Source organism: Citrobacter sp. TBCS-14 (assembly GCF_005280805.1).
Taxonomy (GTDB): Bacteria; Pseudomonadota; Gammaproteobacteria; order Enterobacterales; family Enterobacteriaceae; genus Citrobacter; species Citrobacter gillenii.
On the sequence record NZ_SZWM01000185.1, the window covers coordinates 168399 to 190407 of the forward strand.

Genomic DNA, 22009 nt, shown 5'->3' on the forward strand with positions numbered 1-22009 from the left:
AGGGCGGCCGTAGCCGCCCTTTGTCATTGATTACAGGACGAATCCTGTAATCTGTCAAGCTACTCGTTACCCTTTGTGCTGTTAATAGCACAAAGGATTTAAAGCACTCGATATTACTCGCCTTTAGCTGCTTTGAAAGCTTCAGCCATTGCGTTGTTAGAGAAGTTTGCATCTTCCTGTTTGTTAACAGTTGCGATTGCATCTTTCTCATCAGCTTCGTCTTTAGCACGAACAGACAGGCTGATTGCACGGTTCTTACGATCAACGCCGGTGAATTTAGCTTCAACGTCGTCGCCTACGCTCAGAACCAGAGTTGCATCTTCAACGCGGTCACGTGAAGCTTCAGAAGCGCGCAGGTAACCTTCAACGCCGTCAGCCAGTTCTACGGTTGCACCTTTAGCGTCAACTGCAGTCACTTTACCGTTTACGATTGCGCCTTTCTTGTTCAGTGCAACCCAGTTGTTGAACGGATCTTCTGCGAGCTGTTTAACGCCCAGAGAGATACGCTCACGTTCTGCGTCAACCTGCAGAACAACTGCTGCGATTTCGTCGCCTTTTTTGTATTCACGAACTGCTTCTTCGCCTGCAACGTTCCAGGAGATGTCAGACAGGTGAACCAGGCCGTCGATGCCGCCGTCCAGGCCGATGAAGATACCGAAGTCAGTGATAGACTTGATTTTACCTTCAACACGGTCACCCTTGTTGTGGGTTTCCGCGAACTGCTGCCATGGGTTGTTTTTGCACTGCTTCAGACCCAGGGAGATACGACGACGTTCTTCGTCGATATCCAGAACCATAACTTCCACTACGTCGCCAACGTTAACAACTTTGGACGGGTGGATGTTTTTGTTGGTCCAATCCATTTCGGAAACGTGAACCAGGCCTTCAACGCCTTCTTCGATTTCAACGAAGCAGCCGTAGTCGGTCAGGTTGGTCACGCGACCAGTCAGTTTGGTACCTTCCGGATAACGCTTAGCGATAGCTACCCATGGATCTTCGCCCAGCTGTTTCAGGCCCAGAGATACACGAGTACGCTCGCGGTCGAACTTCAGCACTTTAACAGTGATTTCGTCGCCAACGTTTACGATTTCGCTCGGATGCTTAACGCGTTTCCATGCCATGTCGGTGATGTGCAGCAGGCCGTCAACGCCACCCAGATCAACGAATGCACCGTAGTCAGTGAGGTTCTTAACGATACCTTTAACTTCCATGCCTTCCTGCAGGTTTTCCAGCAGCTGATCGCGTTCTGCGCTGTTTTCGGATTCGATAACGGCACGACGGGAAACAACGACGTTGTTACGTTTCTGATCCAGCTTGATTACTTTGAATTCAAGCTCTTTGCCTTCCAGGTGCAGCGTGTCGCGGACCGGACGAACGTCTACCAGGGAACCCGGCAGGAACGCGCGAATACCATTCAGCTCAACAGTGAAGCCACCCTTGACTTTGCCATTGATAACACCAGTAACGGTCGCAGCTTCTTCGTAAGCTTTTTCCAGCGTGATCCAAGCTTCGTGACGTTTAGCTTTTTCACGGGACAGCAGAGTTTCACCGAAGCCGTCTTCTACTGCATCCAGAGCAACGTCAACTTCGTCACCAACCTGGATTTCCAGCTCGCCCTGGGCGTTTTTGAACTGCTCTGCCGGAATGGCAGACTCAGATTTCAGACCGGCGTCAACCAGTACGATATCTTTGTCGATAGCAACAACAACACCACGAACGATGGAACCCGGACGGGTTTCAATTGTTTTTAAGGATTCTTCAAATAGTTGAGCAAAAGATTCTGTCATGTTTAATCTTCAGGTTTCATATTTAACGTCCACCTGGCTCCATGCCGGATGGGGTTGTTTAACATACCCGCTAACACTCCATTGCTACGGGGGTACTGCAAATTCGGTCGCACTTAAGCGAGTGCCAGTTTTTGGCGCGCGTATTGTAACGCTTTTTCAATCACTTGCTCAATGCTTAATCGGGTTGAATCCAAAACTAAGGCATCAGCAGCAGGAACTAACGGCGCTACCGCACGGTTTCGATCGCGGTCGTCGCGTTCTTCGATCTCGGCCAAAAGGCGTTCAAAGTTAACACTAAAGCCCTTCTCCTGCAACTGTAGCATACGTCGATGCGCACGTTCTTGCGAGGAAGCGTCCAGAAAAATTTTCACCGGCGCGTCAGGGAATACCACGGTCCCCATGTCGCGTCCGTCAGCGATTAATCCCGGCGCTTCACGGAAGGCGCGTTGACGACGCAACAGCGCTTCACGCACACGGGGAAACGCGGCAACCTGAGAGGCGGCGTTTGCCACTTCCTGAGTGCGGATTTCACCGCTAACATCTTCACCTTCAAGGATAACTTCCAGATTGCCGTCTGTTGAGATAAAACGCACATCCAGATGTGACGCCAGCGGGACCAGCGCATCTTCAGAGGCGACATCAACATGGTGATGTAACGCCGCAAGCGCCAGTACACGATAAATCGCGCCAGAATCTAACAGATGCCACTGCAATGCTTCCGCCATTGCTTTGCACAAGGTGCCTTTACCTGCACCGCTTGGGCCATCAATGGTAATAACCGGGGCAATTGCCGTCATCTTTTTCTCCTTAAACAGGCATACGTTAACGTAAACGCCGCGCATTATACGCGCCAACGTCAACGATCGTTATCTTTGTGTGAAAAATACAGAATCATTGAAGCTGAGTGTAGAATAAATGGGCAATAGAGGATGTCAGAATGTGCCGCACGTGGTAGTGCGGCCATCAAATCAGGCAGGTGTACTAATACGTGCCAACTGTTCGAAATAATCCGGGAAGGTTTTGGCCGTGCATTTAGGGTCAAGAATAGTGACTGGCGTGTCAGACAGCGCCACCAGCGAGAAACACATCGCCATGCGGTGATCGTTATAGGTCGCAATATCAGCAAATGTTAACGTAGCAGGTGGCGTGATACGGATAAAATCATGCCCCTCTTCCACTTCAGCGCCCACTTTACGCAGCTCCGTCGCCATCGCAAATAAACGGTCTGTCTCCTTGACTCGCCAGTTGTAGATGTTGCGAAGAATCGTGGTGCCTTTCGCAAACAGCGCCGCGGTAGCAATCGTCATCGCCGCATCCGGAATGTGGTTCATATCCATATCAATGGCGTGTAATTCCCCGTGCGTACAGGCAATGAAGTCATCTCCCCACGTCACGGTCGCGCCCATTTTTTCCAGCACATCGGCAAAGCGAATATCGCCCTGCATGCTGTTGCGGCCAATCCCGGTGACTTTCACCGTACCGCCTTTAATCGCTCCGGCTGCAAGGAAATACGAGGCCGACGACGCATCCCCTTCCACCAGGTATGCGCCAGGGGACTGGTACTGCTGTCCACCTTTGACAACAAAATGTTGGTAGTTCTGGTTCTCAATCTCAACGCCAAAGGTTTTCATCAGGTTTAGCGTAATATCGATGTAAGGTTTTGATACCAGCTCGCCTTTAATTGCGATCGTCGTATCCTGCGGCGCCAGCGGCGCGGTCATCAGCAACGCGGTGAGGAACTGGCTGGACACGCTGCCGTCCACGTCAACCTGGCCACCGATAAAACCACCGCGCAGTCGTAAAGGCGGATAGTTTTCCTGCTCAAGGTAATCAATGTTTGCGCCCCCCTGGCGTAGCGCATCGACCAGATGGCCAATCGGGCGCTCTTTCATACGCGGTTCACCCGTCAGCACAATATCGTTGTGCCCCAGACACAGCGCAGCCGCCAGCGGACGCATCGCGGTGCCGGCGTTGCCAAGAAACAGTTCGACTGCACCTTCGGCCTGTAACGCGCCGCCGTTACCGATGATTTCGCAGCGGGTACGATCGGCAGAAAGGGTATAACTAATCCCTAACGCATTCAGCGCGTTAAGCATATGGCGGACATCATCACTGTCCAGCAGGTTGGTCAGGACAGTGGTGCCATTTGCTAATGCAGCCAGCAGCAAAGCGCGGTTAGAAACACTTTTAGAACCAGGCAGATTGATGGTGCCATCTACCCGCGCAATGGGTTGTAACGTCAGGGATTCCATGAAACTTAACTCTCAAAAACAGATATAAAAACCCCACAGGCTGGCTGTGGGGATGAAAAATAACAGCAGATTAGCCGCGGCGACGCTCGAAATCGATCATGAAATCGGTCAACGCTTTCACACCTTCAAGCGGCATTGCATTGTAGATAGACGCGCGCATCCCACCGACCACACGATGCCCTTTCAGCGCATGCAGACCAGCAGCAAAAGACTCTTCCAGGAACAGTTTATCCAGTAAGCTGTCAGCCAACTGGAAAGGAACGTTCATGCGCGAGCGGTTAGACTTCGCAACATCGTTACGATAGAAGTCACTGTTATCAATGACGCCGTACAACAGTTCCGCTTTTTGCTGGTTAATTTTGTCCATTGCGCTGACGCCGCCTTGTGCTTTCAGCCACTTAAAGACCAGACCAGAGAGGTACCAGGCAAATGTCGGCGGCGTGTTAAACATCGAGTCATTGTCGTTCAGGACGGTGTAATCGAGGATCGACGGGCAGGACACGTGCGCTTTGCCGAGTAAATCTTCACGTACGATGACGATCGTCAGACCCGCTGGGCCGATGTTTTTCTGCGCGCCAGCGTAGATTACGCCATAGCGGCTAACATCAAGCGGTCCAGACAAGATGGTGGAAGACAGGTCAGCGGTCACCACAACGTTACTGGCAAAATTCGGCGTCTCATCGATTGCAATACCATCAATGGTTTCGTTCGGGCAATAGTGCAGATAAGCCGCATTGTCAGAAAGCTGCCATTCACTCATTGGCGTGACCGCCCGCAGGCCGTCAACGGTGACTTTGGCATCAATCACGTTTGGTGTGCAGTATTTCTTCGCTTCTTTAATGGCGCTGGCTGCCCAATAACCGGCATCGACGTAATCTGCCGTGGTCTTATCGCCTAAAATATTGAGCGGGATCCCGGCGAACTGACCGCGACCACCGCCATGGCAGAACAACACTTTGTAGTTGGAGGGAATGCTGAGGAGATCGCGAAAATCCTGCTCTGCTTCCTCTGCGACCTGGATAAACTCTTTACCACGGTGGCTAATTTCCATCACCGACGTGCCAAGACCATTCCAGTCGCGGAGATCCTGTTGAGCCAGTTTAAGTACGTCCGCCGGTAGCATTGCCGGACCTGAACTAAAATTGAAGACCTGAGTCATTTCCCCTCACCACGTTGTGTTGTTATCCGGTCAACATCCTGTCGTTGGCAATAATTCCTGTGACAGACATTGGGTATATGTTTTTCCTGTGGATATCGGTTTTATCATTCAGCGACACGCGCCGCAATGGGTAATACGGGTCAGGGGAAAAATGTGTCATTCGTCACACAACAGAATCTATCGGATTGACGGCTCAAAACCGATATTTTCGCTGTCAGGTGACCCGTTTTGCCCGACTGGCCTTCGTCCATTCTGGATTTGCACAGCGCGGACATAATTGATGATCCCCAGCGCGCATGTGAATAACTTCACTACAGCGTACGCAGGCATAATCCCCTGCCGCCGGTACCACCTTAAAGCGTTGCGTACAGTGTTTAGGCAGAATGCTGAGACCGGGTTTGACGTCTTCATCGGCAAAGAAATAGACGCTGATTTGCCCGTTTGTCTCCAGAATAGCGAGCTTCACCTGCCCTAATTGCTCCACACCGTTCAGCCGCAATTCCATAAAAAACTCGAATTCCGTCATATTGGCGTTATTGAGCTTCGACCATGACAGTTCGCCGTCTTCGATGATCACCAGCGGTTTACCCTCCAGCAGATCCTCCAGCTTTTCACTGTGTGCCATCAGCCACATCACTAAGCGATACAGCAGCGCCAGGGTAATGAATACCACCAGCACCGGTAGCAGCGGAACATCGTCATAAAACGCCACATCCCCCGCTGCCGACCCCAGCGTCAGGATAATCAACACTTCAAAAAGCGACATCTGGCGTACACCACGCCGCCCCGTGAGCTTTAAAAACAGAAAAACCAATATAAAGGTATACAAGCTGCGCAGCGCCACCTCACCCAGAAACTCCATGGGCACTTTATCCAGCGCCATACGGTGTAAATCGAATGCTTTCATTTTGTACTCTTAACGTGGGTTATCGTGTGAAAGCATAGTCAACGCTTTTATTTGCGTCACCGCAGTGGCGGCGATAGCGCCATTCATATAAAACCCGTATCATTGCGCGCTTTCCGTACGACAAAAGTGATTTTCATGACGCAAACATTTATTCCCGGCAAAGATGCCGCGCTGGAAGATTCCATCGCCCGCTTCCAGCAAAAATTACTCGACCTTGGTTTCCAGATTGAAGAAGCCTCATGGTTAAACCCCGTTCCTAACGTTTGGTCTGTGCATATTCGCGATAAAGAGTGCGCACTGTGTTTCACCAACGGTAAAGGCGCGACGAAAAAAGCGGCGCTGGCTTCCGCGCTGGGCGAATATTTTGAGCGTCTGTCCACCAACTACTTTTTTGCCGATTTCTGGCTGGGTGAAACTGTCGCTAACGGTCCATTCGTGCATTATCCGAACGAAAAATGGTTCCCGTTAACCGAAGAGGATGACGTTCCAGAAGGTCTGTTGGATGCCCGTCTGCGCGCGTTCTACGATCCGGAAAATGAACTGACCGGCAGCATGCTGATCGACCTGCAGTCAGGCAATGAAGAACGCGGCGTTTGCGGTCTGCCGTTTACCCGCCAGTCTGATAACCAAACCGTGTACATTCCGATGAATATCATTGGCAACCTGTACGTTTCCAACGGAATGTCTGCCGGTAACACCCCAAATGAAGCACGCGTTCAGGGGCTGTCTGAAGTCTTTGAACGTTATGTGAAGAACCGCATTATCGCAGAAAGCATCAGTCTGCCGGAAATCCCAGCCGACGTGCTGGCGCGTTACCCGGCTGTGGTCGAGTCCATCGCCAAACTGGAAGCCGAAGGGTTCCCAATTTTCGCCTATGACGGCTCGCTGGGCGGCAAATACCCGGTTATCTGCGTAGTACTGTTTAACCCAGCTAACGGGACCTGCTTTGCGTCATTTGGCGCCCACCCGGACTTCGGCGTGGCACTGGAGCGAACCGTCACTGAACTGTTGCAGGGCCGCGGTCTGAAAGATCTTGATGTCTTTATGCCCCCGACCTTTGATGATGAAGAAGTGGCTGAGCATACCAACCTCGAAACCCACTTCATCGATTCCAGCGGCCTGATCTCTTGGGATTTGTTCAAGCAAGATGCCGATTATCCGTTCGTTGACTGGAATTTCTCCGGCACTACGGAAGAAGAGTTCGCCACCCTGATGGCTATCTTCAAAACCGAAGATAAAGAAGTGTATATCGCTGATTACGAGCATCTGGGCGTGTACGCCTGCCGCATCATCGTTCCGGGGATGTCTGATATCTATCCGGCTGAAGATCTGTGGTTAGCGAACAACGGTATGGGCACACATCTGCGTGAAACCATTCTTTCTCTGCCGGGCAGCGAGTGGGATAAAGAAGACTATCTCAGCCTGCTCGAACAACTGGATGAAGAAGGTTTTGACGACTTTACCCGCGTACGTGAGCTGCTGGGTCTGGCAACAGGTTCAGACAACGGCTGGTCTACGCTGCGTATTGGTGAGCTGAAAGTGATGCTGGCACTGGCCGGCGGTGACCTGGAGCAGGCACTGATTTGGACCGAATGGACAATGGAGTTTAACGCATCGGTCTTTAGCGCCGAACGCGCCAACTACTACCGTTGCCTGCAAACGCTGCTGCTGTTGTCGCAGGAAGACGATCGCCAGCCGCTGCAGTATCTGAACGCTTTTGTCCGTATGTACGGTGCCGATGCGGTTGAAGCGGCGAGTGCGGCATTAAGCGGAGAAGCGCCTTTTTATGGCCTCCAGTCCGTCGACAGCGATCTGCAGGCTTTCCCGGCGCATCAGTCTCTGCTGAAAGCCTATGAAAAACTGCAGCGCGCAAAAGCAGCATACTGGTCAAAATAATGGCAATTAGCCTGCTCTGAGTAGGCTTCAACAATTGACTACGCTATATTACGGGGCGCATTTTGTGCCCCGTTTTTTTATTTTTGCTTAATCAAAAATAAATGTAAAAACAAGGTTAAAAATTAGTAGTTGATATTAAAAAAAATAGCTTGATAGTGTTGCATTTTATCTCAATTACTCCATTTTAATTAACCGCTCAACGGGAGGCGAAAGGAAAAAATTCAACTCACTTTATAATTTTTAAAATTTATTTTTACTATAATAATCAAAAAGTTACTCCGTAATCGCATAAAAACCATGCGTCTTGCGGGCCTATAAGCCAGGCGAGATATGATCTATATCAAATTCTCATCTATAATGCTTTGTTAGTATCTCGTCGCCGACTTAATAAAGAGAGAGTTAGTGTGAAAGCTGACAACCCTTTTGATCTTATACTTCCTGCTGCTATGGCCAAAGTTGCCGAAGAAGCAGGCGTCTATAAAGCAACGAAACATCCGCTTAAGACGTTCTATCTGGCAATTACTGCCGGTGTGTTCATTTCAATTGCCTTTGTTTTCTATATCACCGCCACGACCGGTACTGGAACAATGCCTTTCGGTATGGCCAAGTTGATCGGTGGTATCTGTTTTTCCCTGGGACTGATTCTTTGTGTTGTCTGCGGCGCTGACCTCTTTACTTCAACCGTACTGATTGTCGTCGCTAAGGCCAGTGGACGTATTACCTGGGGCCAACTGGCAAAAAACTGGCTCAACGTTTATGTTGGCAACCTGGTAGGTTGCTTGCTCTTTGTGCTACTGATGTGGCTTTCCGGCGAATATATGACCGCTAACGGCGCATGGGGGCTAAATGTCCTGCAAACCGCCGATCACAAAGTGCATCACACCTTTGTTGAAGCCGTCAGCCTCGGTATTCTGGCAAACCTGATGGTGTGCCTGGCCGTATGGATGAGCTACTCAGGCCGTAGCCTGATGGACAAAGCGTTTATCATGGTATTGCCGGTCGCAATGTTTGTTGCCAGCGGTTTTGAGCACAGTATCGCAAACATGTTTATGATCCCTATGGGTATCGTAATACGCGATTTCGCCACACCGGAATTCTGGACCGCTGTCGGTTCTTCTCCGGAGAATTTTTCACACCTGACCGTGATGAATTTCATCACCGATAACCTGATTCCGGTTACGATCGGTAACATTATCGGCGGCGGTTTGTTAGTCGGGTTGACATACTGGGTCATTTACCTACGTGGTAACGATCATCACTAATTTGTTGATGCCCATTACACGTAGTAAATAAAAAATCCACTTAAGAAGGTAGGTGTTACATGTCCGAGCTTAATGAAAAGTTAGCCACAGCCTGGGAAGGTTTTACCAAAGGTGATTGGCAGAATGAAGTAAACGTCCGTGACTTCATTCAGAAAAACTACACTCCGTATGAGGGTGACGAGTCCTTCCTGGCTGGCGCAACTGACGCGACCACCAAGCTGTGGGACAGCGTGATGGAAGGCGTTAAACAGGAAAACCGTACTCACGCGCCTGTTGACTTTGACACCTCCGTTGCTTCTACCATCACTTCTCACGATGCTGGCTACATCAACAAGCAGCTTGAGAAAATCGTTGGTCTGCAGACTGAAGCTCCACTGAAACGTGCGATCATTCCGTTTGGCGGCATCAAAATGGTTGAAGGTTCCTGCAAAGCGTACAATCGCGAACTGGACCCGATGCTGAAAAAAATCTTCACCGAATACCGCAAAACCCACAACCAGGGCGTATTCGATGTTTATACCAAAGACATTCTGAACTGCCGTAAATCCGGTATTCTGACTGGTCTGCCAGATGCGTATGGCCGTGGCCGTATCATCGGTGACTACCGTCGCATTGCGCTGTACGGTATCGACTACCTGATGAAAGACAAGTACGCTCAGTTCGTCTCTCTGCAGTCCGATCTGGAAAATGGCGTAAACCTGGAAGCAACTATCCGTCTGCGTGAAGAAATTGCTGAACAGCACCGCGCACTGGGTCAGATCAAAGAAATGGCGGCTAAATATGGCTGCGATATCTCTGGTCCGGCTACCAACGCTCAGGAAGCTATCCAGTGGACCTACTTCGGCTACCTGGCCGCTGTTAAGTCTCAGAACGGTGCAGCAATGTCCTTCGGTCGTGTATCCACCTTCCTGGATGCATACATCGAACGTGATATCAAAGCAGGCAAAATCACCGAGCAAGACGCTCAGGAAATGATTGACCACCTGGTCATGAAACTGCGTATGGTTCGTTTCCTGCGTACGCCTGAATATGATGAACTGTTCTCCGGTGACCCGATTTGGGCAACTGAATCAATCGGCGGTATGGGCGTTGACGGCCGTACTCTGGTTACCAAAAACAGCTTCCGCTTCCTGAACACCCTGTACACCATGGGTCCTTCTCCGGAGCCGAACATCACCGTTCTGTGGTCTGAAAAACTGCCTCTGAACTTCAAGAAATTCGCCGCTAAAGTGTCTATCGATACCTCTTCTCTGCAGTATGAGAACGATGACCTGATGCGTCCGGACTTCAACAACGACGATTACGCTATCGCTTGCTGCGTAAGCCCGATGGTTGTTGGTAAACAAATGCAGTTCTTCGGTGCGCGTGCAAACCTGGCGAAAACCATGCTGTACGCAATCAACGGCGGCGTTGATGAAAAACTGAAAATCCAGGTTGGTCCGAAATCTGAACCAATCAAAAGTGACGTTCTGAACTTCGACGAAGTGATGGAACGTATGGATCACTTTATGGATTGGCTGGCTAAACAGTACGTCACCGCACTGAACGTCATCCACTACATGCACGACAAGTACAGCTACGAAGCCGCTCTGATGGCGCTGCACGACCGTGACGTTGTTCGCACCATGGCGTGTGGTATCGCAGGTCTGTCCGTTGCTGCTGACTCCCTGTCTGCAATCAAATATGCGAAAGTTAAACCGATTCGTGACGAAGACGGTCTGGCTATCGACTTCGAAATCGAAGGCGAATACCCGCAGTTTGGTAACAACGACTCTCGCGTTGATGACATGGCGGTTGACCTGGTAGAACGTTTCATGAAGAAAATTCAGAAACTGACTACTTACCGTAACGCTATCCCGACTCAGTCTGTTCTGACCATCACCTCTAACGTTGTGTATGGTAAGAAAACCGGTAACACCCCAGATGGTCGTCGTGCTGGCGCACCATTCGGACCGGGTGCTAACCCAATGCACGGCCGTGACCAGAAAGGTGCTGTTGCCTCTCTGACCTCCGTTGCTAAACTGCCGTTTGCTTACGCTAAAGATGGTATCTCTTACACCTTCTCTATCGTTCCGAACGCACTGGGTAAAGACGACGAAGTTCGTAAGACCAACCTGGCAGGCCTGATGGACGGTTACTTCCATCACGAAGCGTCCATCGAAGGTGGTCAGCACCTGAACGTGAACGTCATGAACCGTGAAATGCTGCTGGACGCGATGGAACATCCTGAGAAATATCCTCAGTTGACCATCCGTGTATCGGGTTATGCAGTACGTTTTAACTCCCTGACTAAAGAACAGCAGCAGGATGTTATTACTCGTACTTTCACTCAGACCATGTAATTGGTTTTGACTGAAATCACGCGTTAAATGTCGTACAATAAAGGCTCCACGTAAGTGGGGCCTTTTTAGCAACTAAGTCTCTTTCGTCAGCTATCTATACTTATGGATGACTGCCAAAACAGACTCGACACAGTTAATAACTGTGCACTCACTCTGGCCCCGGATGGGCCACATCTGGAGATACACCGCAATGTCAGTTATTGGTCGCATTCACTCCTTTGAATCCTGTGGCACCGTAGACGGCCCGGGCATCCGCTTTATTACCTTCTTCCAGGGCTGCCTGATGCGCTGCCTGTATTGCCATAACCGTGATACGTGGGACACGCACGGTGGTAAAGAAGTCACCGTCGAAGAATTGATGAAAGAAGTGGTAACCTATCGCCACTTTATGAACGCCTCCGGTGGCGGCGTAACGGCATCCGGTGGTGAGGCTATTCTGCAGGCCGAATTCGTTCGTGACTGGTTCCGCGCCTGTAGAAAAGAAGGTATTCATACCTGCCTCGACACCAACGGTTTTGTCCGCCGCTACGATCCGGTGATTGATGAACTGCTGGAAGTCACCGATCTGGTGATGCTCGACCTCAAACAGATGAACGACGAAATTCACCAGAACCTGGTCGGTGTGTCTAACCATCGTACACTGGAGTTCGCACGCTATCTGTCTAACAAAGACATCAAGGTGTGGATCCGCTACGTCGTCGTACCAGGCTGGTCTGACGATGACGACTCAGCACACCGTCTGGGCGAGTTTACCCGTGATATGGGCAACGTCGAAAAAATCGAATTACTGCCTTACCATGAGTTGGGTAAACACAAATGGGTGGCGATGGGCGAAGAATATAAGCTGGATGGCGTTAAGCCACCGAAGAAAGAAACCATGGATCGCGTGAAAGGTATCCTGGAACAGTATGGTCATAAAGTGATGTATTGAGTTTACATCCTTGTAAAACGGCTGCCTAACATGGTGGCCGTTTTGTTATCTGCACTTACCTCTTCGGCAAACGGGTCACAACACAGGAAAGGACGTCATGCGGTTATTCATCTCAGGAGTGTTACTGTTGTCTGCCCAGGCCGCAAATGCCGCCAGCAACTGCGATATTAATGCCATCATCCAGCACGCCTGGCCGGATGCCAGGACAACGTCGCAAGGCACCATCACTCAAGATAACCGGGTCATTACCACCCACAGTGATTCACCCCAAAGCGCGATTTGCCGCATCTGGCCAGCGCACCCTGAGCTGACGCTGGCCGCTGTACCATTAATGACACAGCAGTATAGCGATTACGATAACGTCGGCGATATGGAGCTTCTGGTGCTCGATTCCACCACACTCGACGTAAAACAACGATTACGCCTGCCAGAGAGAATGAGCGACGATGCCATTCGCATCACCGGCCTGGCACTTGATACCGCTCGCTGGAAAGTTACGCCTGAACAGACCGCATTCGGCTTGCGTATCTCCCGCACCGGCAGTTCTCGGGTCAATCCATTTAGTGAAACGGCACTTTCGCTGTATGTCATCGACAATAATCAGCTCCGGCCAATACTAAACGGTATCGTGCTGGAAAATAGCAGCGGAGAATGGGATGGCAACTGCGAGGGAACCTTCAGCGACAGTAAACGCAGCCTGGCGCTGGATACCGGTTCGCAGAATGGGTATGTTGATATTCGGGTAACCGAGAAAAGCGTGGCATCCACGAGCTATGTTGATGCCAATGAGCAATGCGCAGCGAAAGATAAACCGGGTAAAGCCAACTGGTTACTGCGCTATGACGGTCACCAATATACCATTCCCGACGAACTTGCCCCGCTGTCCTGAGCCGCCAGAAGGAGATAGCCTGGCTATCTCCTTCTTATTATCGCTCGTTTAACTCTTTCTTCTCGCCAGCAGCGGGAAAATTAAGCCCAATCCGACCAGTACAAACGGTGTCACAATGTTCAGCGTCAGCTGGAAAGTCCACTCCGGGGTAAAGGCTTCCATTTTTGGAAAAATCCCGGTAACGCAAGCAAATGCAGTGAAGGCAAAACACCATCCTCCGACGGTTAATGCCAGCGTTTTGTTGCGAATAAAGACATATTCTGACTTATATTTCTGCGCCAGCCGAATAACGGCAATAAATGCCACGAACACCCATAAATAACGCAATGGCATAACAACTGAGTTGAGATTCAGCAACCATTTATACAAATTATTCATGTCACCAATACCCAGCGTCGGCAACATAATCAGAATCGCGACTAATACTAACGTCAATATATAACCGTTCACCGGTGTGCCGGACGCATTCGTACGGCACAAACGCGCAGGAATATATCGACTGTCCGCATCACCCAGCAGGACTTTAAGCGGCGCATCGATAGAAAACACCAACGCAGCAATCTGCCCCAGCGTGTTGGCAACCGCATAAATGACCATCAGCGTGTTACCCATCCCGTAATACTCGCCCAGTTTCTGGAAAGCATAATATTGACCATTGGTCATTAAATCATCGGGAATATGCCGGGAGTCAAACATCATCCCCATTGCCAGCGAGCCGAGAATTGCACATACCGCCACCATAATCGCCAGAATCAACATCCCTTTCGGGAATTCTTTGCCTGGATTGCGAGTCTGGTTAACGTAAGGTGAAATTTTTTCCGCGCCACCCACCGCGAAGACCAGCATCGAAATCGTCGTGATATAGGTAAAATCAATATGCGGAATGAACGATTCCCAAGTGATGTTGGTGGTAGCAATCTCAACATCCGTAATTGCCGGCGCGGTTACCGCCATCACGACATACAGAATCGACATCACAAACATCGCAATTCCCGCCACGGAACCCACAATTTTCAGTGACTTCATCCCACGGGATGCAACCCACATGAAGAAGACAAACAGCGCCAGCGTCAGCCCCTGTAACGCCACGACGGTGTATTCTTTAATGAGTGACCCATCCCCCTTCAGCGCCCAGCCCAGGGCAATCAGGATAGCCTGCGGTTTCTGCGCCAGGTAAGGAATATGCACTACCCAGTAAGTCCATGCGGCAAGGTAAGCCAGCCCCGGCCCCATGGTGTGTTTAATCCAGGTACTGACGCCACCTTTCCCCTCTTTAAACGTGGAGCCAAGCTGCCCGACGATCAGTGCGTAAGGGATAAAATAGAGCGCAAAAATAAAAATCCAGGAGGAGACAACGACTAATCCCTGATTAGCATAGTTGTTTACAACGTTGCCAAACCCCCAAACGGTAATAAACGACATCAAGGCGATGTTGTACCATCGCAACTGTTTTTCCTGTGCACCGGCCATACGCGATCCTTCGTGGGGTTATTTTAAATATCAATAAATGAGGCGAGGGATTATGCGCGGTAAAATGAACGGGCGGAAATGGCAGAATGTAAAACTATAACCTTCTGCACAGTTTATTTTTCAGCAAAGATGAGGGGGAATTAAATACGGTGGATTCTCACCAAACATACATAATTTGTATGAATGGAAACCCACCGTAATCGTTAAATAGCTTCAGATATGTGCCACGGAATTGGGCTTGTGTCCTGTTTTACGCAGCAGCATCAGTAAATAAATAAACGACACGCTGGCGATCATGATAAACAACAGGCTATCTGAGAAGTTCTGCATCAGCATCGCGGTAAATGACGGCCCCAGCAGGCTCCCCACGGTATAGCTTAATAACAATGCCTGGTTCATGGCAACCAGTTGATGATGTTCCACTTTTTCGCAGGCCCAGGCCATTGCCACTGGATAGAGCGTAAAACCGGCCGCACCTAACATGAACAACGCAGGGGCCATTGCCGCCTGATTCAGCATCGCAATGCTACCGAGGATCACCACAAAGACCTGAACGCGTAAAACCAGCAGGCGACCTAATTTATCCGCCAGACGACCAATCGGCCATTGTCCCAGAATACCAGCGCTGACCATCACCGCCATCCAGAAACCAATGCTGGCGTTACTGGCCCCCTGATGATTAAGGTACAGCGGCATCAAGCCATACAACGAGCCCAGCACAATACCGGAGATAATGCAGCCATTCACGCCCAGTCGCGCCTGACGAAGTCTCAACATCGATGCTATCGGCGTCGAATGTTGTTCCTCGCTTTGCTGATTCATAATGCGGGTAAAGAGCAGTGGTAATACGCCTGCCAGAATCGTGCCAGTAACCCACGGCAAAACGCTCATGAGATCTGTCGAGACTTTACTGACTAACAGCTGCCCTAAAAACGTTCCCACGTAATAGACCATCATATAGGCAGCCAGTAAGCGTCCGCGGTTACGAGAGGTCCCGCTGCACATCAGCGCGCTTTCCACCACCACCCAAATCATGGCACAGCCGACACCGGCGATAAAACGCCAGGTCATCCAGCTCCAGAATCCCACCATCACACCCAGCCCAATACACCCCACGGCGAAGATAAACGAGGCAATGTAATAGCTGCGGTTGAAGCCAAGATGTCTGATTAAATACCCGGTCAGCAACGTCCCCACCAGATTACCGGTGAAATAAGACGAACTGACCACACCCACCTGCCAGGTCGGGAGATTTTCATGGGCGAGCCAAAGCGGGACGAGCGTGTTTAACACGGCGATCGCCAGGGTCAGCAGCAGTAGCCCGCACAGCAATAGCATAACGGGTCGGGTATAGGTAGACATGAATAAAAACCGTGAGGAAGTTCAAATTTCATGCGCATCATGCCACTGCCAAAAACATTGTCAATCGGCGCAATCAGGGGTCTGAGGCGCTTTCATGACGATCGATTCGTATTACTGATTCTTAATATGAATGGATAAAAAAGAGGAAAACACATCTGTTTGTTTTAATTGATCTAAAACAAAATTATCGCGTTTCGTTCAGTCGAAATATTTCATGGATGTATCGCATTTTTTATTTGCCGAATGGCGCCGTTAGCTGCGCCATTCGGCATTCTTTAGATCAGCTGGCAACCGCCATGCCCACGGTCATATGCAGACCGTAGAACACACCGCGCCCGATCAGTTCACCGACAAGCAGCAAAATAAACGCCACTGACAGTAACGGTACGGCCGGTTGGTAGCCTTTAACCTGCGGCACAACCCAGCAGCACAGCGCCAAAGCCAGTGCCGCAATACGCCACGCCATCAGCGAGCCGTAGTCCGGTACCAATGCAGATGCCTGCTGAACAGAACTGTGAATAGTCGCCAGTTCAGTGCCCTGCATTACCGCCATGATAGCACTCACCACCAGCGCAAATATGGAAATCGCCGGCAGCAGGCGCATTGCCCAGCCGTCTACTCCAGCCACGCGCAGCAGCAGATAACCTAACAGCGGCCCCCCCAAAAACAGCGTCAGGAAGAAGCCCAGCGGCGTCCAGAGGCTGTACCAGGTTGGGATCGTATCAATGGTGTTATACACCCGCACCATCATCCAAACGAAAACCACGCCCAGTACCATAGTGACGATTAGCCACAGAGTACGTAACGCAGACGGCATTTTTTTCAATGTCGCCATCAGCCAGCCGATACCGCCCACCGCGAAGAACAGCGAACCGCTGGCAATTTCGTTACTCAGTGCAGAGGCTCCGATACGGTTAAGGGAGTTAAAAGCACGCATCGGCGATCCCAGGTGCAGCATGGAGGCAATAAAGCCGATGCCCATTAACACCCACAGGCCCAACATACAGGCAACGACGCGCTGCTGTGCGTCGGGACGTAAGCCCCCTTTCATCAATGCCAGCGCCAGAACAATAAAACCGCCAACCACGCACTGCCCGAAGACCGTGAAGATCATCAGCGGCCACTCATGCCATCCACTTCCCATCTTACACCTCCTTCGGATTAGCCAGATAACCCGTGGTATCCCCGGTCGGGCGGCTATTGGCATTAGGTTTGATTACAATGCTAGGTTTGGTGAAATGTGCGCCCGGTAGTGGCGCAACCGCCGCCAGCTCACCGTGTTTTTTGCGCAGTTCATCAATCGGACCAAAATCCAGCGCGCGCAATGGACAAGATTCGACGCAAATCGGCTTTTTGCCCTCGGCCACACGGTCGTGGCAGCCATCACACTTGGTCATATGCCCTTTGGCCGCATTGTACTGTGGCGCGCCGTAAGGACAGGCCATATGGCAATAACGACAGCCAATGCACACATCCTCATCGACGACCACAAAACCGTCTTCACGCTTGTGCATCGCGCCACTCGGACATACCTTGGTACACGCCGGGTCTTCACAATGGTTACACGCAATGGACAGGTAATAGGCAAAGACGTTCTGGTGCCAAACGCCGTTGTCTTCTTGCCAGTCGCCACCGGCGTATTCGTAAATACGACGGAAGCTGACATCCGGGGTTAAATCTTTGTAGTCTTTGCAGGCCAGTTCGCAGGTTTTGCAACCGGTGCAACGGCTGGAATCAATAAAAAATCCATACTGGGTTGTCATCGGTTACTCCTTACACCTTTTCAACCTGAACAAGGTTCGTATGTGACGGGTTCCCCTTCGCGAGCGGAGAAGGACGCTGGGTCGTCAGCACGTTGATGCAGCCGCCCTGATCCACACGTTTCATATCCGGGTCATACCAGGCTCCCTCACCTAGCGCTACCACGCCCGGCATCATACGCGGCGTCACTTTCGCCTCGATATGCACCTCGCCACGCTCGTTAAAGATGCGTACCTTGTCGCCGTTGCTAATACCGCGTCGTTGCGCGTCCAACGGGTTGATCCACATTTCCTGGCGGCAGGACGCTTTCAGTACATCCACGTTGCCATAGGTCGAGTGAACGCGAGATTTGTAGTGGAAGCCCGTCAACTGCAGCGGGAATTTATCCGCCAGCGGATCGCTTAAACTTTCAAAGCCCGGGGCGTAAACTGGCAATGGATCGATCACATCGTCTTCAGGCAATTCCCAGGTAGCCGCAATGTCTGCCAGCGCCTGAGAATAAATTTCAATTTTGCCCGATGGCGTTGTGAGCGGGTTGGCTTGAGGATCCTCACGGAACGCTTTGTACGCCACATGATGTCCTTCTGGATCGCGCTGTTTAAAGATTCCCTGCTTGCGGAACTCTTCAAACGTAGGCAGTTCAGGTATCGCTTTGCGCGACTGTTCATACAAATGACGCATCCACTCTTCCTGAGTACGGCCTTCCGTAAACTGCTGCTCAACGCCAAGGCGTTTCGCCAGTTCACTGGTCATTTGATAGATGGTCTTGCATTCAAAGCGCGGTTTGATGGCCTGATCGGTGAAAATCACATACGACATATTCCCGCAGGAGGCATCCAGCGCGAAGTCCATTTGTTCAGACGCTGTGCAGTCCGGCAGCAAAATATCCGCGTATTTCGCCGAGGACGTCATGTGGCAATCAATGACGACAATCATCTCGCACTTCTTATCATCCTGCAGGATTTCATGCGTGCGGTTGATATCAGAGTGCTGGTTAATCAGACAGTTACCAGCATAGTTCCAGATCATCTTAATGGGCACATCAAGCTTATCTTTACCGCGAACACCGTCACGCAGTGCCGTCATTTCCGGGCCGCGCTCAATGGCGTCCGTCCACATAAACATCGAGATACTGGTTTCAACCGGGTTTTCCAGCGTCGGCATACGTTCAAACGGCAGATCATAAGAGCCTTCACGCGCACCGCTGTTGCCACCATTAATACCGACGTTACCGGTCAGGATAGCCAGCATAGAAATAGCACGGGTGGCAATTTCACCGTTGGCGTGACGCTGTGGTCCCCAACCCTGACTGATGTAGGCAGGTTTGGCGCTGCCAATTTCACGTGCCAGCTTAACGATGCGTTCCGCAGGAATACCGGTTATCTGCGCGGCCCATTCCGGGGTCTTCGCGATACCGTCTTTACCCTGACCTAAAATGTAAGCCTTATAGTGGCCATTCTTTGGTGCGCTCGCCGGGAGAGTTTTCTCGTCATACCCCACGCAGTATTTATCGAGGAACGGTTGATCAACCATATTTTCGGTAATCAACACGTACGCCAGGCCATTGACCAGTGCCGCATCGGTGCCCGGACGAATCGGGATCCATTCATCTTCACGACCCGCACCGGTGTCCGTGTAGCGCGGATCGATAATAATCATTCGCGCATTGGATTTCTGCCGTGCCTGTTCAAGGTAATACGTCACCCCGCCACCGCTCATGCGGGTTTCACCAGGGTTATTACCAAACAGAACAACCAGTTTACTGTTTTCGATATCAGACGGACTGTTACCGTCCGCCCAGCCGCCGTAGGTATAGTTCAAACCAGCCGCGATTTGTGCAGAAGAGTAATCCCCGTAGTGGTTCAGATAACCACCACAGCAGTTCATCAGACGAGCGACCAGCGTTTTACCCGGTGGCCATGAGCGTGTCATGGTTCCGCCCAGCGTACCGGTGCCGTAGTTCAGGTAGATAGACTCGTTGCCGTAGTCTTTGATCAGGCGCTGCATGTTGGTGGCGATGATGTCATAGGCCTCATCCCAACTGATGCGCTCAAACTTACCTTCACCGCGCTTACCCACGCGCTTCATTGGGTATTTCAGCCGATCCGGATTATAGACACGACGGCGCATAGAGCGGCCGCGCAGGCAGGCTCTAACCTGGTGCAGGCCGTCATAATTGTCATCGCCGGTGTTGTCGGTTTCAACATATTTGATTTCACCGTCCACCACGTGCATACGCAGCGGACAGCGGCTACCGCAGTTCACCGTACAGGCGCTCCAGATCACTTTCTCATTGATCTGCGCCGGATTAATGGCTTCTGCAGCATTGGCAATACGGGTAAATGGCAGGGTAAACGCGCTGCTGGCCATCGCCAGCCCGCCTATCGCCGTCGTTTTGACCAAACCGCGACGACTCACCTCAGCTGCCAGCACGGCATCGGGGATCTTAGTTTTCATAGTGGCTCACTCTGCTGCTCACAATAAATAAACAAACGCTGTATAGATACTTATATATCGATATTATCGTTATACAGACTGATAAATAGTGAATTTGCGTAAAGACAGAGATAAATACTGACTTTCATTCGAAGGTAGTATTACCACTAATGGGGTAAGGGTTATTGTTCAACGTCAAGCAGGCATAAAAAAAGCGCCCGCAGGCGCTTTTTTAGCAGGGAAAGCTAACTTATCCGATGTATTCCAGGCCATTCATATACGGACGAAGTACTTCCGGAACCTGAATGCGGCCATCGGCCTGCTGGTAGTTTTCCATTACGGCAACCAGCGTACGACCAACCGCCAGACCAGAGCCGTTCAGCGTATGCACCAAACGGGTCTTCTTGTCGGACTTGCTGCGGCAACGTGCCTGCATGCGACGCGCCTGGAAATCCCACACGTTGGAGCAGGAAGAGATTTCACGGTAGGTATTTTGCGCCGGGATCCACACTTCCAGATCGTAGGTTTTGCATGCGCCGAAGCCCATGTCACCAGTACACAGAATGATCTTACGGTACGGCAGACCCAGCAACTGAAGGACTTTCTCGGCATGACCGGTCATTTCTTCCAGCGCGTCCATCGAATCTTCAGGACGAACGATCTGCACCATCTCAACTTTATCGAACTGGTGCATACGGATCAGACCACGGGTGTCACGACCATAAGATCCCGCTTCTGAACGGAAGCATGGGGTATGCGCAGTCATTTTGATTGGCAGCGCATCTTCGTCAATGATCTCATCGCGCACCAGGTTGGTCAGCGGAACTTCTGCCGTTGGGATCAGCGCATAGTTGCTGCTGTCGGCTTCTTCGTCCAGCGGACGGGTATGGAACAGATCGCCGGCAAATTTCGGCAACTGACCCGTACCGTACAGCGTGTCATGGTTAACCAGATACGGAACGTAGTTTTCACTGTAGCCATGCTGTTCAGTATGCAGATCCAGCATGAACTGGGACAGCGCACGGTGCATACGCGCAATCTGCCCTTTCATGACCACGAAACGCGAGCCGGTCAGCTTAACAGCGGCGGCAAAATCGAGCCCCGCGTGCATTTCGCCCAGCGTAACGTGATCGCGAACGTCAAAATCAAACTCACGCGGCGTGCCCCAGCGGCTGACTTCGATGTTGTCATTTTCATCTTTACCGACCGGGACTTCGTCCGCTGGCAGGTTAGGAATGGTTAGCGCAATATCGCGAATCTCAGCCTGCAAGGTATCAAGTTCAGCTTTCGCGGCATCCAGCTCTTCGCCCAGTTTGTTCACTTCCAGACGTAAAGACTCGATATCTTCCCCGCGCGCTTTTGCCTGGCCAATGGATTTCGATCGAGAGTTACGCTCTGCCTGCAGATTTTCAGTTTGTACCTGCAGAACTTTACGACGCTCTTCAAGAGCGCGCAGCTTATCTACGTCCAGCTTAAAGCCCCGGCTTGCCAGTTTTTCAGCGACTGCGTCTGGCTCATTACGCAGCAGATTGGGATCGAGCATGCTTATCCTGTG

Annotated in this window: 16 protein-coding genes; 5 read left to right on the forward strand and 11 right to left on the reverse strand. The window is 51.0% G+C overall.

Annotation, left to right across the window (positions count from 1 at the left end):
* Window positions 1-113 precede the first annotated feature (113 nt).
* The 5 genes from rpsA to FDX22_RS09520 form a co-directional block, all read right to left on the reverse strand.
* Window positions 114-1787, reverse strand: a complete 1674-nt coding sequence (rpsA, locus tag FDX22_RS09500; RefSeq protein WP_096757679.1) for a 30S ribosomal protein S1 — start codon at window positions 1785-1787, stop codon at window positions 114-116.
* Between the two features lie 113 nt (window positions 1788-1900).
* Window positions 1901-2584 (reverse strand): (d)CMP kinase, encoded by a 684-nt coding sequence (gene cmk, locus FDX22_RS09505; protein ID WP_045441261.1) that lies wholly within the window; start codon window positions 2582-2584, stop codon window positions 1901-1903.
* Between the two features lie 171 nt (window positions 2585-2755).
* On the reverse strand, window positions 2756-4039 hold the full coding sequence (aroA, locus tag FDX22_RS09510; protein WP_146717105.1) for a 3-phosphoshikimate 1-carboxyvinyltransferase: 1284 nt from the start codon (window positions 4037-4039) through the stop codon (window positions 2756-2758).
* Between the two features lie 70 nt (window positions 4040-4109).
* On the reverse strand, window positions 4110-5198 hold the full coding sequence (gene serC / locus FDX22_RS09515; protein WP_137362371.1) for a 3-phosphoserine/phosphohydroxythreonine transaminase: 1089 nt from the start codon (window positions 5196-5198) through the stop codon (window positions 4110-4112).
* A 214-nt stretch (window positions 5199-5412) separates the two neighbouring features.
* Complete coding sequence (locus tag FDX22_RS09520; protein ID WP_117341710.1) at window positions 5413-6105, reverse strand: DUF421 domain-containing protein; 693 nt, start codon at window positions 6103-6105, stop codon at window positions 5413-5415.
* A 135-nt stretch (window positions 6106-6240) separates the two neighbouring features.
* Here FDX22_RS09520 and ycaO point away from each other — a divergent pair, with 135 nt between their 5' ends.
* From ycaO to FDX22_RS09545, 5 genes are all read left to right on the forward strand, one after another.
* Entirely contained in the window at window positions 6241-8001 is a 1761-nt protein-coding gene (gene ycaO / locus FDX22_RS09525; protein ID WP_115258945.1) for a 30S ribosomal protein S12 methylthiotransferase accessory factor YcaO, read from the forward strand.
* 404 nt (window positions 8002-8405) lie between these two features.
* Window positions 8406-9263, forward strand: a complete 858-nt coding sequence (gene focA, locus FDX22_RS09530; RefSeq protein WP_135322512.1) for a formate transporter FocA — start codon at window positions 8406-8408, stop codon at window positions 9261-9263.
* A gap of 59 nt (window positions 9264-9322) precedes the next feature.
* Entirely contained in the window at window positions 9323-11605 is a 2283-nt protein-coding gene (gene pflB, locus FDX22_RS09535) for a formate C-acetyltransferase (protein ID WP_096757685.1), read from the forward strand.
* A gap of 190 nt (window positions 11606-11795) precedes the next feature.
* Window positions 11796-12536, forward strand: a complete 741-nt coding sequence (gene pflA / locus FDX22_RS09540; protein ID WP_096757686.1) for a pyruvate formate lyase 1-activating protein — start codon at window positions 11796-11798, stop codon at window positions 12534-12536.
* Window positions 12537-12633: 97 nt separating this feature from the next.
* Window positions 12634-13425, forward strand: a complete 792-nt coding sequence (locus FDX22_RS09545; RefSeq protein WP_186805290.1) for a hypothetical protein — start codon at window positions 12634-12636, stop codon at window positions 13423-13425.
* A 48-nt stretch (window positions 13426-13473) separates the two neighbouring features.
* On the opposite strand, the gene FDX22_RS09550 is transcribed toward FDX22_RS09545, so the two are convergent.
* The 6 genes from FDX22_RS09550 to serS form a co-directional block, all read right to left on the reverse strand.
* The gene (locus FDX22_RS09550) at window positions 13474-14895 is read right to left on the reverse strand and encodes an APC family permease (protein ID WP_096757687.1); all 1422 of its coding nucleotides are present in this window, start codon (window positions 14893-14895) and stop codon (window positions 13474-13476) included.
* A gap of 213 nt (window positions 14896-15108) precedes the next feature.
* Window positions 15109-16257 (reverse strand): MFS transporter, encoded by a 1149-nt coding sequence (locus FDX22_RS09555; RefSeq protein ID WP_096757688.1) that lies wholly within the window; start codon window positions 16255-16257, stop codon window positions 15109-15111.
* A gap of 280 nt (window positions 16258-16537) precedes the next feature.
* Window positions 16538-17401, reverse strand: coding sequence for a dimethyl sulfoxide reductase anchor subunit family protein (locus tag FDX22_RS09560; protein WP_115258946.1), 864 nt, complete (start codon window positions 17399-17401; stop codon window positions 16538-16540).
* A 1-nt stretch (window position 17402) separates the two neighbouring features.
* A complete protein-coding gene (gene dmsB / locus FDX22_RS09565) occupies window positions 17403-18020 on the reverse strand; it encodes a dimethylsulfoxide reductase iron-sulfur subunit DmsB (protein WP_096757690.1) in 618 nt (205 codons plus the stop codon).
* Window positions 18021-18030: 10 nt separating this feature from the next.
* Window positions 18031-20475 carry a dimethylsulfoxide reductase subunit A gene (dmsA, locus tag FDX22_RS09570; protein WP_117341707.1) on the reverse strand — a complete coding sequence of 815 codons (2445 nt, stop codon included), beginning with the start codon at window positions 20473-20475 and terminating at the stop codon, window positions 18031-18033.
* Between the two features lie 229 nt (window positions 20476-20704).
* Window positions 20705-21997, reverse strand: coding sequence for a serine--tRNA ligase (gene serS, locus FDX22_RS09575; protein WP_096757692.1), 1293 nt, complete (start codon window positions 21995-21997; stop codon window positions 20705-20707).
* Between the last annotated feature and the right edge of the window lie 12 nt (window positions 21998-22009).

Coding starts and splice junctions, on each gene's coding strand:
- FDX22_RS09520 (WP_117341710.1), bottom strand. CDS start 6,105: ATGAAAGCATTCGATTTACACCGTATGGCGCTGGATAAAGTGCCCATG.
- serC (WP_137362371.1), bottom strand. CDS start 5,198: ATGACTCAGGTCTTCAATTTTAGTTCAGGTCCGGCAATGCTACCGGCG.
- FDX22_RS09555 (WP_096757688.1), bottom strand. CDS start 16,257: ATGTCTACCTATACCCGACCCGTTATGCTATTGCTGTGCGGGCTACTG.
- FDX22_RS09550 (WP_096757687.1), bottom strand. CDS start 14,895: ATGGCCGGTGCACAGGAAAAACAGTTGCGATGGTACAACATCGCCTTG.
- FDX22_RS09545 (WP_186805290.1), top strand. CDS start 12,634: ATGCGGTTATTCATCTCAGGAGTGTTACTGTTGTCTGCCCAGGCCGCA.
- ycaO (WP_115258945.1), top strand. CDS start 6,241: ATGACGCAAACATTTATTCCCGGCAAAGATGCCGCGCTGGAAGATTCC.
- dmsB (WP_096757690.1), bottom strand. CDS start 18,020: ATGACAACCCAGTATGGATTTTTTATTGATTCCAGCCGTTGCACCGGT.
- rpsA (WP_096757679.1), bottom strand. CDS start 1,787: ATGACAGAATCTTTTGCTCAACTATTTGAAGAATCCTTAAAAACAATT.
- cmk (WP_045441261.1), bottom strand. CDS start 2,584: ATGACGGCAATTGCCCCGGTTATTACCATTGATGGCCCAAGCGGTGCA.
- aroA (WP_146717105.1), bottom strand. CDS start 4,039: ATGGAATCCCTGACGTTACAACCCATTGCGCGGGTAGATGGCACCATC.
- pflB (WP_096757685.1), top strand. CDS start 9,323: ATGTCCGAGCTTAATGAAAAGTTAGCCACAGCCTGGGAAGGTTTTACC.
- FDX22_RS09560 (WP_115258946.1), bottom strand. CDS start 17,401: ATGGGAAGTGGATGGCATGAGTGGCCGCTGATGATCTTCACGGTCTTC.
- serS (WP_096757692.1), bottom strand. CDS start 21,997: ATGCTCGATCCCAATCTGCTGCGTAATGAGCCAGACGCAGTCGCTGAA.
- pflA (WP_096757686.1), top strand. CDS start 11,796: ATGTCAGTTATTGGTCGCATTCACTCCTTTGAATCCTGTGGCACCGTA.
- dmsA (WP_117341707.1), bottom strand. CDS start 20,475: ATGAAAACTAAGATCCCCGATGCCGTGCTGGCAGCTGAGGTGAGTCGT.